11 protein-coding genes are annotated in these 12,318 nt (G+C 71.0%); 1 reads left to right on the top strand and 10 read right to left on the bottom strand.

Annotated features, from left to right (window positions below):
- Window positions 1–166 precede the first annotated feature (166 nt).
- The 10 genes from FHS02_RS05065 to FHS02_RS05020 all read right to left on the bottom strand — a co-directional run bounded on the left by FHS02_RS05065 (window position 167) and on the right by FHS02_RS05020 (window position 11,393).
- On the bottom strand, window positions 167–820 hold the full coding sequence (locus FHS02_RS05065) for a hypothetical protein (protein WP_137313090.1): 654 nt from the start codon (window positions 818–820) through the stop codon (window positions 167–169).
- Between the two features lie 119 nt (window positions 821–939).
- On the bottom strand, window positions 940–2,061 hold the full coding sequence (locus tag FHS02_RS05060) for an acetyltransferase domain-containing protein (protein WP_137313089.1): 1,122 nt from the start codon (window positions 2,059–2,061) through the stop codon (window positions 940–942).
- Window positions 2,062–2,071: 10 nt separating this feature from the next.
- Window positions 2,072–4,186, bottom strand: a complete 2,115-nt coding sequence (locus tag FHS02_RS05055; protein WP_137313088.1) for a TonB-dependent siderophore receptor — start codon at window positions 4,184–4,186, stop codon at window positions 2,072–2,074.
- 65 nt (window positions 4,187–4,251) lie between these two features.
- Window positions 4,252–4,875: a response regulator gene (locus tag FHS02_RS05050; protein WP_175424741.1), complete on the bottom strand. Its 624-nt coding sequence runs from the start codon at window positions 4,873–4,875 to the stop codon at window positions 4,252–4,254.
- 1 nt (window position 4,876) lies between these two features.
- Window positions 4,877–5,611, bottom strand: coding sequence for a sensor histidine kinase (locus FHS02_RS05045; RefSeq protein ID WP_137313086.1), 735 nt, complete (start codon window positions 5,609–5,611; stop codon window positions 4,877–4,879).
- 106 nt (window positions 5,612–5,717) lie between these two features.
- Window positions 5,718–6,101 carry a response regulator transcription factor gene (locus FHS02_RS05040; protein ID WP_137313085.1) on the bottom strand — a complete coding sequence of 128 codons (384 nt, stop codon included), beginning with the start codon at window positions 6,099–6,101 and terminating at the stop codon, window positions 5,718–5,720.
- A gap of 81 nt (window positions 6,102–6,182) precedes the next feature.
- On the bottom strand, window positions 6,183–6,788 hold the full coding sequence (locus FHS02_RS05035) for a response regulator transcription factor (protein ID WP_137313084.1): 606 nt from the start codon (window positions 6,786–6,788) through the stop codon (window positions 6,183–6,185).
- The gene (locus tag FHS02_RS05030) at window positions 6,785–7,843 is read right to left on the bottom strand and encodes a sensor histidine kinase (protein WP_175424740.1); all 1,059 of its coding nucleotides are present in this window, start codon (window positions 7,841–7,843) and stop codon (window positions 6,785–6,787) included. The genes FHS02_RS05035 and FHS02_RS05030 overlap by 4 nt, the downstream gene beginning before the upstream one ends.
- Window positions 7,844–7,973: 130 nt before the next feature.
- On the bottom strand, window positions 7,974–10,604 hold the full coding sequence (locus FHS02_RS05025) for a PepSY domain-containing protein (protein WP_137313082.1): 2,631 nt from the start codon (window positions 10,602–10,604) through the stop codon (window positions 7,974–7,976).
- A 327-nt stretch (window positions 10,605–10,931) separates the two neighbouring features.
- On the bottom strand, window positions 10,932–11,393 hold the full coding sequence (locus FHS02_RS05020) for a DUF3224 domain-containing protein (protein ID WP_137313081.1): 462 nt from the start codon (window positions 11,391–11,393) through the stop codon (window positions 10,932–10,934).
- Window positions 11,394–11,463: 70 nt separating this feature from the next.
- On the opposite strand from FHS02_RS05020, the gene FHS02_RS05015 reads away from it, so the two are divergent.
- On the top strand, window positions 11,464–12,288 hold the full coding sequence (locus FHS02_RS05015; RefSeq protein ID WP_137313080.1) for an AraC family transcriptional regulator: 825 nt from the start codon (window positions 11,464–11,466) through the stop codon (window positions 12,286–12,288).
- Window positions 12,289–12,318: the final 30 nt, after the last annotated feature.

Below are 12,318 nucleotides of genomic sequence, written 5' to 3'. Positions count from 1 at the left end.
ATGAGTCCGGCACATTGAGACAAAAGAACGGACAACAGAACGGGTAAAAAGTTCCGTACCGACAGGAACTGTCGAGCCAACGCGAACAGCGCCTTGATCAACGACCAGCCCCGCCAGGTCTGCCAGTGCGGCAAGACCTGACTGGAGCACCCGGCGGAGTGCGCTGCTAGATTTTCGGCCTGCCGCCCTTTTTCGCGACGCCCTTGGCCGGCAGCGTGCGGTCGAGATGAATGTAGTTGAAATAGTTCCGCACCTCGCGCATCAGCCGTTCGGCCTGCAGCGGGCTGTCCTGAGCGGCGGCGTCGACAAGCATCTCGGCGGCGCGTGCGACGATATCCTCCAGCTCCGCTTCGAATTCCCTGGCGATGTAGTCCAGCTCTTCGGCCCGCTGGCGCAGTTGCACCAGTGCGGTCATCACTCCATCGAACCACGCGTCGTAGCGGGCTGCCGCTGCAGCCTTGCCGCGCGCGCCGCGTGGCGGAGGCTGGCCTGTCAGCGTGGCGAACTGCGCCAGCGGCAGCGCATTGGCGAGGTCCGCCAGCAGTGGCGCCGCCTGGTGCCAGCCTTCCTTGAGCAGGTCCCACAACAGATTGCCCAGCAGGTCTTTCACCATGCCGGACACGTCATCCGACAACAACAGCGGGGAGGCGGCCGCCGCGCCCTTCGCCGCCGCGCGCGCGCGCGGCGCTGGAGCGTTTGCAGGGGCGTCGCTGCCATTGCCGGTCTTGCCGGCAGGCTTGTTCGCTCCGGACTTCTTCGCGGCGGTCGTGCCGGCGGACCGCGCCTTCTTCGGTGGGGTCTTTGGGGAACGTGGGGGCATTGAGTCTCCTGTCGGGTTCGGGTGTCCGATCCTAGCACGGCATGTGCCATGGAACTCTCGCACTTTGTCACCGTGGCGCATTGGGGCACTCGCGACCGCCAGTCCTGGTTTCCGGCATCTCAGAAGTACTTCACCCAGGCCTTGCCGCTGGTGCGCTTGTACTGGCCGAACCAGCGGGTCGGCCAGTACAGCGCGGCCGCCAGCAGCACGCTGGACAGCCACACCTGCCAGACATGATCGACGTCGGCGCGCGGCACGTCCAGCGCGAAGGCGGCCATGCGCTGCAACGCCAGCAGCGCGTACAGGTGCAGCAGGTAATAGAACATCGGCGCGCCGCCGAACACGGCGGCAATGCCGGTCCACCGCATCGGCCGTTCGACGAGCGCCAGCACGATGACGCCCACGCCCAGCGTCAGCAGGATGAAATCCAGTGACGGCGGGTATTTCGTGAAATTCACGAACGACATGAGCGTCAGCAGCGGATCGCCGTGCGCGGTCCACGGCACCGGTTCGCCGTAGCCGTTCACGCCGCGCAGCACGGCCAGCAGCGCCAGGCTGGCGGCGCCGATGCCGAGCAGCCGGCGGCGGCGCAGTGCCGGCGACGTGGCGCGCGCATACAGCGGGCCGGCCGCATAGCCGAGCAGGATCACGCCGATCCACGCCAGCAGCGGATAGCTGATTTTTACACGCAACGGGCCTTCGGACAGGAAGCCGCGCTGTTCGAGGATGGTCCACGCCGCGGCGCCGAAGGTGCCCGGTCCGGGCGCGAAGCGCAGCGCATCGTGGCCGGCCACGATCGCCGCGCCCAGCACCCCCAGCAAGGCCAGCGGCAGCTTGTGCAGCAGCGCCAATGCCAGCATCGCCAGTCCGATCGCCCAGATCACCTGCAGGTACAGCGTCGATGGCGTGAAGTCGCCGGTCCAGGCGAAATTGACGACGGTCAGTTCCAGCGCGACCAGCAGAAAACCACGCCTGGCAAGAAAGCCGGTGGCGTCGCGCGGCCCCGACGGGGGATTGGCGTACAGCCAGGCCGCCAGTCCGGTCAGGAACACGAACATCGGCGCGCAGAAATGCGCGGCGATGCGCGAGAAGAACAGCGCCGGATCGGTATCGGCGACAGCCATCGGGTCGCCAACCTGGTGCTGCAGGAAAAAAGTCTCGCGCACATGGTCGACGGTCATCAGCAGCATCACGATGCCGCGTGCGATGTCGATCGAGGCGATCCGGTTCGGGTGATTCATCGGCAGGTTCTCAGAAAACGTACGTCGCCGTCAGCGCCGCGGTACGCGTGCTGCCCGGCGCGACCCACAGGCGGCTGTACGAACTGGCGTAGTAGCGGCGGTCGAACAGGTTGTCGACATTTACCGCGAGCCGCAGCTGCTTCGACGGCAGCCAGGCCGCCAGCAGCCGCGCGGTGGTGTAGCCGGGCAGCGTGAAGCCGGAGGAGGTGGCCACGTCGCCGCGGCGCTCGCCCACGTAGGCAACACCGCCGCCGAGGCTGGCCACCGCGTTGCCGGCCACCAGCAGCAGGTTGCCGCTGTGCCGCGCCACGTTCGGCAGCCGGCTGCCGGTGGCGATCGCACTGTCGCCGCGCGTCACCTGCGCATCGGTATAGGCATAGGCGGCCGACAGGCACACGCCGCGAGCCAGTTCGCCCGACACGTCGAGTTCGAGGCCCTTGCTGGCCACTTCACCGGCGGCGACCGCGAAGTCGGTGTTGACCGGGTTGACCGCCAGCACGTTTTCCTTGTCGATCCGGTACAGCGCCAGCGTGCCGGCCAGGCCGCCGCGCGTGTCGACCTTGGCGCCCAGTTCGTACGAGACGCTGCGTTCGGCGGGGAAGGCGGTGTTCCCGATGCTGATGCCGCTGTTCGGGCGGAAGCCCCGCGCGGCACTGGCGTACAGCGACAGGGAGCCGGACGGTTGCCAGACGATGCCGGCACGCGGGCTGGTCGCCGACAGCGCCTGCGCGTTGACGGCGGCGGTGCGGTGGTTGATCACGGTCTGCCGGTAGCGGTCGTGGCGCACGCCGGCCAGCAACTTCCACTGTTCATTGATCGTGACCTGGTCCTGCGCATACACGGCATGGGCGCGCTGGTGCTCCAGCGTGTCGATCGACAGCGCCAGCGGCGCGGCCTGGTTGCCGTATGCCGGCGCATACAGGTCGATCGCATACGGATTCGCGGTGGTGGGGTTGCGGCGCAGCTGCACCCGCGAGTCGTCGAACCGGTAGGCATCGACGCCGAACAGCAGCGCGTGCCGTGCGCCGAACGCGCTGACGCTGCCGAGCAGTTCGGCGCGCGCCGAGCGGTCGGTGGCCGACCAGTCGCGCAAGCGCCGCTGGCGCCGCAGCGTGTGCCCGTCCGGCAGCACGTCGTTCGCCTCGGTCGAGTAGCCGGCCAGCGAGCTGTCGCGGTATGCGGCGCCGCCCTGCAGGGACCAGGCATTGCCGAGGCCATGCTGGACGAACAGCTGGTGGCCCAGCGATTTGACGGTGACCGGTCCGTCGGCCGGTTCGCCGAGGAAGCGTTCGACCGGCACCCCTGGCCCGCCGTCCAGCACAGGGATGCCGCGGTCGAACGGCGAGCGCTGGCGCGACGCTTCCAGTTCGTACGAGACCGTGGTGTCCGGTCCCGCCAGCCACAGCAGCGATGGCGCCACGTAGTCGCGGTCCGTGTGCAGGCCGCGGAAGTTGTCGCCGCCCTGGTGCGCGGCATTCAGGCGATAGGCGACGGCATCGGAAAGCGGCCCGGTGAGGTCGGCCGCCACGCGGCGCGTCGCATGGCTGGCCACGCCGGCTTCCAGCGCGTAACGCGGCGCGAAGCGCGGCTTCTTCGTCAGGATGTTGACGGTGCCGCCCGGCTCGCCGCGCCCATACAGCGCCGAGGCCGGCCCCTTCAGGATTTCCACCGCCTGCGTGCCGGCGATGTCGCGCAGGCCGTTGTAGCCGCGGCTGGCCGCAAAGCCGTTGACCATGTAGTCGGAGCCGAAATTCGGGTCGCCCGTGAAGCCGCGCATCGCGTAGCTGTCCCACAGGCCGCCCAGGTCGCTCTGGCGCGCGATGCCGCTGGCCAGGTCCAGCGCGCCCGCCAGCGACGTCACGCCGGCGTCCTGCAGCAGTTCGGCCGTCAGCGTGCGCACGCTTTGCGGCAGGTCCTTCGGCAGCGCGTCGGTCTTGGTGGCCCCGGCCACGGCCAGCGTGCGGTAGCCGCCGCGCTGGCCGTCGATGACGACGGAGCCGGCATCGGCCGCCAGCGGGGAGGACAGCGGCAGTGCGGCGGCGGCCAGCGCGGCCAGCGCAATCGCGCAGTGCGCGCAGCGGCCGCGCACTGCGCGGCGGTATCGGAAGCGTGGGCCGGCCGTCATGTAAATGAGAATTGATTATCAGAAGCACCGGATTGTACCCGATGCTTCCATGCCGCGCCACCGTGTCAGTGCACGATATCGACGATGCCCCGCCGCACCGCTTCGCGCAGCACTTCGGTGCGGCACGAGGCGCCGAGCTTGGCCATGATGTTCTTCACGTGGTACTTGACGGTGCCCGGCGCGATGCCGGCGGCGCGGGCGATCAGCTTGTTCGACATGCCCTGCGACAGGAAGCGCAGCACGTCCAGTTCGCGGCCGGTCAGCGCGTCGTTGTCGAGGCGCGAGGCGAGGCGGGTGGCCACGTCCGGCGGCACGTAGCGGCGGCCGGCCACCACCGCCTGCAGGCATTCGGCCAGCTGGGCTTCCGGCGCATCCTTCAGCAGGTAGGCGCGGGCGCCGGCATGCAGCGCGCGGTAGACATGTTCCTCGCCGTCGGAACCGGACACCATGACGACCCGCGCCTCCGGATGGAACTCGCGGATCGCATGCAGCGCTTCGAGGCCGCCGACGCGCGGCATCATCAGGTCCATCAGCACCACGTCGGGGCGCAGGCGGCGGTACAGGTCGATGGCTTCGGCGCCATCGGCGGCCTCGCCGGTGACCGCGTAGCCGGGCTGGCGGGAAACCACGCCGGCCATGCCGAGGCGTACCAGGGGGTGATCGTCGACCAGCATTACGGATATGGACATGTCATTCTCCTGCATCGAGTGGAAGGGAAAGGTGGACGGTGGTGCCGCGCCCGGCCGCGCTGTCGATGGCCAGCGCGGCACCGGCCAGCGCCGCGCGTTCGTGCATGCCGCCGATGCCGAAGCCGGCGCGGGGCACGTGGATGTCGAAGCCGGTGCCGTCGTCGCGCACCTGCACCTGCACGCGGCCGGCGCGCACCCGCAGGCGGCAGGCGACGTTGCGGGCCCGCGCATGCTTCGCGGCGTTGCCGACGGCTTCGCGGACGATCATCGCCACCTGTTCGCAGGCGGCATGCGGCAGCAGGGCGTCGTCGTCGAGCTGCAGGCGCAGGCGGGTGCCGGCCGTCAGCGGCTGGCACGCCAGCGCCGCGCGAATCGTGGTAGCCAGGCTGGCCGATCGCTGCCGCTGCGGTGCCGCGGCGCGCAGCCGCCGCACGAAATCGCGGGCGCTGGCCAGGCCCTGTTCGGCGGCCTGCATGGCGGTGGCCAGGCAGGCCGCCACCTGGGCCGGATCGCCGCTGCCGCTGGCGGCGCGCAGCTGCAGCAGCACGGCGGTGAGATCCTGCAGCACGATGTCGTGCACGTCGCGGGCGCAGCGCATGCGCTCGTCGGCCCGCAGGGCCTCGTGCCGGTCATGCAGGGCCTCGTGCCGGTCATGCAGCGCCTGGTGCCCGGCGGGCAGCGTTTCGTGGATATCTGGCACCGTCGCCGCGGCGCGGGGAATCGTCAGCTGTCTCATGGCTTACTCGTTGGCTGGGAGTTGGTCGGCGATGCCGGCGGCATCATTCTTCTTGTACCGCCGTGCATCGTGAACAAAGCATAAGGCGCCGCGCCGGCGGCGGGAATCATACGTGCGTATGAGCGCCCGGCGACAGGGCCCGTTCGATGCAGCCGATCAGCGCATCGGCGCGAAATGGCTTGCCGAGCATGCACGCTGCGCCGGCCTGCGTGGCGCGGCCCTGCGCGGTGTCCTGCAGGAAGGCGGTGATGATGATGAACGGCACCCGGTCGGCGCGGGCGCGCAGCAGCTCGAGCAGCTCGATGCCGCTGATGCCCGGCATCTGCAGGTCCGAGATCACCAGGTCGGCCGCGCAGCCGGCGGCGAGAAACTCTTCGGCCGAGGCGAACAGCCGGGCGCGCAGGCCCAGCGAGCGTACCAGGCTGCTGACGGCCGTACGTACGGAGGCATCGTCGTCGACGATGCAGACTTCCTGATCTGTGAGTGACACTGCGGCTCCCGGTATGGCAATCGGCAGGAGCTTACCGGGATGACGCGAGGAGGGGAATCATACGTGGGTATAGGCGGGTATTTACCGGTCTTGCAGCGCTTCGGCCATGCGGACCAGGTCGGCGAAGGTTTTTGCCTGCATCTTCTTCATGGCCTGCCCGCGGTGGATCTTGACGGTGATCTCGCTGGTGCCCACTTCGGCGGCGATCTGCTTGTTCATCAGGCCGCGCGCGGCCAGCGCCATGATTTCGCGCTCGCGCGGCGTCAGCGTCGCGTAGCGCTGCCGCAGTCCGGCAAGCTCGGCCTGGCCGGCACGGTCGGCGGCGTCGCGGGCCAGGGCCTGGCCGACGGCGTCGAGCAGTTCCTCCACGCGCACCGGCTTGGCCAGGAAGTCGACGGCGCCGGCCTTCATGGCGCGCACCGACATGGGAATGTCGCCGAAGCCGGTCATGAACACCACCGGCAGCGCACAGCCCTGTGCCTTCAGTTCGGCATGCAGGTCCATGCCGCTGTGGCCGCCCAGCCGCACGTCCAGCAGCAGGCAGCTGTTGCGCTCGTCGCGGCAGTGGGCGACGAATCCGGCGACGGTACCGAACGTGGCGACGTCCATGTCCGCCGAGCGCAGCAGGCTCGACAAGGCATCCCGCAGCGCCGCGTCGTCGTCGACGATGTAGACCAGCGGCTTCATGCGGCGGCGGCCCGGTAGGCCGGCAGCGAGATCTCCAGCGTCGCGCCGGGGCCGCCGGGCACGGCCGCGATGCGTCCGCCGTGCGCCTCGACGATCGAACGGCAGATCGGCAGGCCCATCCCCATGCCATCGGGCTTGGTGCTGTAGAACGGTTCGAACAGCCGGCCGCACTGGTCTTCCGGGATGCCCGGCCCCTCGTCGGTGACGGCGATACGCACGCCATCGCCCCATGGCGCGGCGGCGAGCCGCAGCGTGCCGCCGTTCGGCTCCATCGCCTGCATGCCGTTCATCAGCAGGTTGATCAGTACCTGCTGCAGCTGTACCCGGTCGCCGGCGACCGGCGGCAGGCCGTCCGCCACGTCGACGGCGAGCGTGGCGCCATGGCTGGCCAGCTCGCGCTGCAGCAGCGCGGCGCAGTCGTGCACGATGCCGGCCACGTCGACCGGCGCGAGCGTCGCGTCGCCTTTTTGCGCCAGCGCGCGGATGCGGCGGATCACTTCGCTGGCGCGGCACGTGTCGGCCAGCATCCGCTGCAGCGCGTGTTCGACTTCCTGCGGGTCGGGCTGCTGGCGGCGCAGCCAGCGCAGCGCCGCTTCGCCGTTGGCCGAGATGGCGGCCAGCGGCTGGTTCACTTCGTGCGCGATCGACGCCGCCAGCTCGCCCAGCGTTGTCACGCGCGTCACGTGCGCCAGCTGCATGCGCGACAGCCGCAGCGATTCCTCGCGCTGCAGCAGCCGGGCCGTGGCCTGCGCGCCCGCATGGGCAAGGTAGCCGCTGATGCCGATCGCCGCCAGGCTCACGGCGCAGCGGGCCAGCGACGAATTGACGACGCCGAAATAGCCGGTGATCAGGTGCGCGGACAGCGTCAGCACCAGGCAGAACCCCGTCACCGCCAGCACGCGGCCTGGCCATACGTGCGCGGTTGCCAGCACGACGACGACGTACATCACGGCGATCGCACTGTCCATCGACGTGAACGCGTCGAGCGCGAAGATCGCGGCCGTCAGCAGCACGATGGCCGCTTTCAGCAGGGAGGAGCGCAGGGTACCGGGCATGGCAGGGCAATCACTGGTTGTTGGTTGCCGGCAGTATATGACGAGAGGTAGGCGCAGCGGCCCCCTGGCCGGCCGCCTCTTCCAAAAGAGGGATGCCGGCATGGCGGGAAAGGGGTATGGCGGTGACGTGTCAGTACACGTCGCGGCGGATGCGGCCCTCGGCGGCCAGCAGTTCCACCGTATCGTGGCCCAGCAGGTCGGCCAGCGCGGCATCGACGCCGCCGGCCATGCCCTGCAGGCTGCCGCAGACATAGACCGCGGCGCCGTCGGCGATCCAGGCGCGCAGCACCGCGGCGCGGGCGCGCAGGCGGTCCTGCACATAGCCTTCGCCATCGCGCGAATACACCAGGTCGAGTTCGGGCAGGAAGCCGCCGGCGGCCCAGCCGCCCAGTTCGGCCGCGCAGATGCCGTCGAACGCGCGCTGGCGCTCGCCGAACAGCAGCCAGTTGCGCTGCCGGCCGGCGGCCACGCGGGCACGCAGGTGGCCGCGCAGGCCGGCCAGGCCGGAACCGTTGCCGATGAAGATGCAAGGCACGTCGGCATCGACCGGCGCGAAGCCGGGATTTTCCAGCAGCCGTGCGCGCAGCGCGGTACCCGGTGCCGCGTGCGCCGTCAGCCAGCCCGACGCAAGGCCCAGCCCCTGTTCGTGCCGCACCTGCCGGACCAGCAGTTCCACCGCGCCGTCGGACGGCAGCGATGCCACCGAATAGCGGCGCGGTGCCAGCGGTTTCAGCACGGCGGCGCAGGCGCCCGCGGAAGCGAAGCGGTGGCCGGCATCGGGCAGTTCGCTGGCGGCCAGCAGGGCGGCCAGCGTGTCCCGGCCGACGACGGCCCGGCCATCGAGGCCGGCCTGCGCCAGCCAGGCCTGCACGACGGCATCGGCGTGGCGGACCTGGATCTCGACCAGCGCGCCCGGCAGCCAGGCGGGCGCCGGCGCTTGCCCGTGCGCGGCGAGGCGTACTTCATACAGCGGCGCGCCAAGGCTGCCGGGATTGAGCAGCGTGCGCTGCGCCAGCGTCCACGCCTGCCATGGTTCGCCGGCATTGGCCGGCGCCGCCGCCAGCGGGGCGGCGCCGAGGCAGGCCAGCGCGGACGACCAGCGCGCGACGGCGGCCTCGTCGCCGTTGTCCACCTCGACCGGGGCGAACAGGCGCGTGCCGCCCAGTTCGGCCAGCCGCCCGTCGAGCGCGCGGCCGAAGCCGCAGAACTGCGGATAGGCGCTGTCGCCCAGTGCCAGCACGGCATATTGCAAGGCAGGCAGGCGGACGTCGCGCCCGGCCAGCTGGCGGGCGAAGCGGCGCGCGCCGTCGGGCGGTTCGCCTTCGCCATAGCTGCTGGCCACGAACAGCGCGTCGCGGTAGCCGGCCAGGTCGGCGGGGGTCAGCGTAGCGACGGCGCGCACATCGGCCGGCGTGCCGGAAGCGCGCAGTGCGGCGGCGGTGCGCAGGGCGAGGCGTTCGGCCTGGCCGGTCTGGCTGGCGTAGGCGACCAACACCGGCTCGAGCGCGCTCGCGGCGGGCGGATGCGCGGCGCCGTCGATCGCCTGCAGGCGCGCGCGTTCGGCGCGCGCGGCGCGGGCCTGGCGCCGGCGCTTGAGGTACAGCATCCAGCCGGTCACGGCGAAGCCGGGCAGGGCCAGGCTGGCCAGCATCATGGCGACCTGGCCCGGCAGGCCGAAGTAGGTGCCGATGTGGAGCGGGTAGATGGTCGTCAGCGCGCGGGCGCCGGCCGACTTCGCCGCATACGGTTCGTTCTTCGCCAGCGTGCCGTCCGGGGCGATCGTCATCGCGCTGCGGGCTCGCGGGTGCGGCGCGTCGGCGGCCAGCCAGGCCACCTGGACCGGGGCGTTCGGCTTGTCGGTGAAGCGCAGGAACGCCATCTGCCAGCCCGGCGCGTTGGCCGTGAACGTGTTCCATGCCGGAGCCAGGTCCACCGGTGCCGGCCTGTCGCGTTTCTGGCCCGGGGTCCGCGCGGCGGGTTTCGCCGGCGCTTCGCGCGGCGGCCGCTTCACGCCGGCCCAGCCATCGACCGTGTCGCGCACCGCATCGAACGCCCAGTACGCGCCCGTCAGCGTGAACACCATATAGGCGAGCAGCGCCCAGGTCCCGGCCACCGCATGCAGCGCCCACAGGAACGAGCGGCCTCTCAGGCGCGTGTCCACGGTCAGCCAGGTGCGCCAGTTGCCGGCGTTGCGCGGCCAGCGCAGGTACAGGCCGGACAGCGCCAGCCCCAGCAGGCACAGTGCCAGCGTACCGGTCACCGGCTTGCCCGTTTCGCGTTCCAGCAGCAGCCAGCGGTGCAGGAACTCGATCCATTCGAACGCGGCCTCGCCCACCAGTTCCGGCTGGATCGTGCCGGCGTAAGGATGCACGTAGACCGACTCGCCGCGCGGCTGGCCGGGCAGCGCGGCCAGGCCGGCGCGGGCCGCGGCGCCGGGCGCCGAATACACGATCACCGACGTGACGCGGCGCTCCGGGTGGGCGGCGCGCACCGCCTGCGCCACCTGCTGGGGCGCCAGCACCGGCGCGTTCTGCACCGGCACGTGACGCACGCCCGGGTTGGCGAGGTCCAGCATCTCTTCCTTGAACACCAGCAGCGCGCCGGACAGGCCGATCACGACCAGGACGGTGCCGGCCGTGATGCCGATGAACCAGTGCAGCTGGAACCACACCTGTTTCCAGGTCGGCAGAACCAGGCGGCGCAGCGGGCGGTGCAGCGGGGCGGCAGGCGTGGCGCCGGCGGGCAGGGAATCGCGTTTCATGTCGGGGCGGGCGGTTGACACGCCGCGCACCGGCGCGCGCGGGCAGGGCGGCGGCGGTGGCAGCGAAGGTTCAGGTGACTGGCATTATAGGCGACATCCACCAGGAATGAGAATCATTCCTGTTGGGCTCTTCCGTCGCAGGCGGGGTGTCTGGTGTCGGACATTCATGTGTCGGACACCGGTTTTCTGCGCAGATGATCGGGCAGGGTCTGGAAAAAACCGGTGTCCGACACCCAGAGACCGGTGTCCGACACCAGTACGCTGCTGCCGTCGATTGGATCGAGGGGCGGTCAGCCAGGCGGCATGAGTGCCCCGCCCGCCCTCCGCTCAGCGCGACGGCAGCGTGTAGCGCAGCGTATAGAAATGCTGCTTGCCGTCGATGCGGATCGTGGCGGTCCCGGCGATGCCGGCCAGTTCGCCGGTGCCCGACCCCGGCGAGATCACGATGGCGAGGTCCTGGCGGCCTTCGTGCATGGTCCCCGAGTGCTGCATCACGAAGCTGCCGCGGCGCCCATCGAGGCTGCCGGTAAAGCGCTCCAGGGCCACATAGCCGGCGCTTCCGGCCGCCGGCGTGCCGGCCGTCAGCATCTCCCCCTCGGCGGCGCCGGATAGCGGGCCATGGAAAGTCTTCGTCAGAGTCATGCGTGCCCGCGTATCGTCGCCGGTGCCGCGTGCGGCGGGGACCGGGACGGGGACGATCTTCACGTCGAACGTGCCGGCCGCTTCGGCGGGCTGGCCCGGGGCGACTGCCTGCCCGGCGGCGAGGGCAAGGGCGGCGATGGTGTGCATGGCATCCTCCTTGGTTGATAATGGCGCCACTATATCGGGCGGGGCCGGAGGCGGATTGGAAAAAAGCGACATGCGGGAACACGCGGGCAACGACTTACCGAAGGGCATCCTGGACCCGCACGCGATGCCGCGCCGCTTCGGCCTGCGGCGCTACCCGCCGCCGGCCGTGCTGGCCCCGTTCGTCGACTACCTGTGGATCGTCGAATGGAACCTGGAGGGCGCGCCGGCCCAGGTGCAGCGCGTGCTGCCGTATCCGCATGCGCACCTCGTCTTCGAAGCCGGGGCGGGCGCGCTGCACGGCGTCGTGCGGGGGGCGTTCGACAAGACCCTGTCGGGCCGCGGACGGGCGCTGGGCGTGCGCTTGCGCGCCGGCGGCCTGCGGCCATGGTGGCAGGGAACGGCTGCCTCGCTGACCGGCAAGGTCCTGCCGCTGGAACAGGTGTTCGGCACCGATGCGGGCGCCGCGGCGCGGCAGGTGCAGGGCGGCGGCGACGACGACGCGATGATGGCGCCGGTGCTGGCATTGCTGGCGCCGGCCGCGGCGGCGGCCCGGCCGGATCCCCGCGCGGCGCTGGCCCAGCGTGCCCTCGACGCGGCCGCGGCGCCGCAAGGGCCCGTTTCCGTCGCCATGCTGGCGGCGGTGGCGGGCGTGCCGGAACGGGGACTGCAGCGCCTGTTCCAGGAGCACGTGGGCGTGCCGCCGAAGTGGGTCGTGCAACGCTACCGGCTGCAGGAAGCGGCGGCGCTGCTGGCGGCACCGGCCTGCCCGGACCTGGCGGCACTGGCGCAGCAGCTGGGCTTCTTCGACCAGGCGCACCTGACGCGGGCTTTCACGGCGCTGGTGGGCCGCGCACCGCAGGCATATCGCAGGAGCCAGCTGGCAGGGGCCGGTTGACAGCAGCCTGAAAGCCAGGCCGGACCCTGC

It is taken from the genome of Pseudoduganella umbonata (genome assembly GCF_014192225.1).
Taxonomy (GTDB): domain Bacteria; phylum Pseudomonadota; class Gammaproteobacteria; order Burkholderiales; family Burkholderiaceae_D; genus Rugamonas; species Rugamonas umbonata.
Note: the sequence above shows the minus strand (reverse complement) of the source record. Positions and strands in the feature narration are given on the sequence as shown.

Bases quoted from the DNA above. Each gene is read 5' to 3' on its own strand.
- FHS02_RS05065 (WP_137313090.1), bottom strand. From the start codon at position 820: ATGCCCCCACGTTCCCCAAAGACCCCACCGAAGAAGGCGCGGTCCGCC.
- FHS02_RS05060 (WP_137313089.1), bottom strand. From the start codon at position 2,061: ATGAATCACCCGAACCGGATCGCCTCGATCGACATCGCACGCGGCATC.
- FHS02_RS05055 (WP_137313088.1), bottom strand. From the start codon at position 4,186: ATGACGGCCGGCCCACGCTTCCGATACCGCCGCGCAGTGCGCGGCCGC.
- FHS02_RS05050 (WP_175424741.1), bottom strand. From the start codon at position 4,875: ATGTCCATATCCGTAATGCTGGTCGACGATCACCCCCTGGTACGCCTC.
- FHS02_RS05045 (WP_137313086.1), bottom strand. From the start codon at position 5,611: ATGAGACAGCTGACGATTCCCCGCGCCGCGGCGACGGTGCCAGATATC.
- FHS02_RS05035 (WP_137313084.1), bottom strand. From the start codon at position 6,788: ATGAAGCCGCTGGTCTACATCGTCGACGACGACGCGGCGCTGCGGGAT.
- FHS02_RS05030 (WP_175424740.1), bottom strand. From the start codon at position 7,843: ATGCCCGGTACCCTGCGCTCCTCCCTGCTGAAAGCGGCCATCGTGCTG.
- FHS02_RS05025 (WP_137313082.1), bottom strand. From the start codon at position 10,604: ATGAAACGCGATTCCCTGCCCGCCGGCGCCACGCCTGCCGCCCCGCTG.
- FHS02_RS05020 (WP_137313081.1), bottom strand. From the start codon at position 11,393: ATGCACACCATCGCCGCCCTTGCCCTCGCCGCCGGGCAGGCAGTCGCC.
- FHS02_RS05015 (WP_137313080.1), top strand. From the start codon at position 11,464: ATGCGGGAACACGCGGGCAACGACTTACCGAAGGGCATCCTGGACCCG.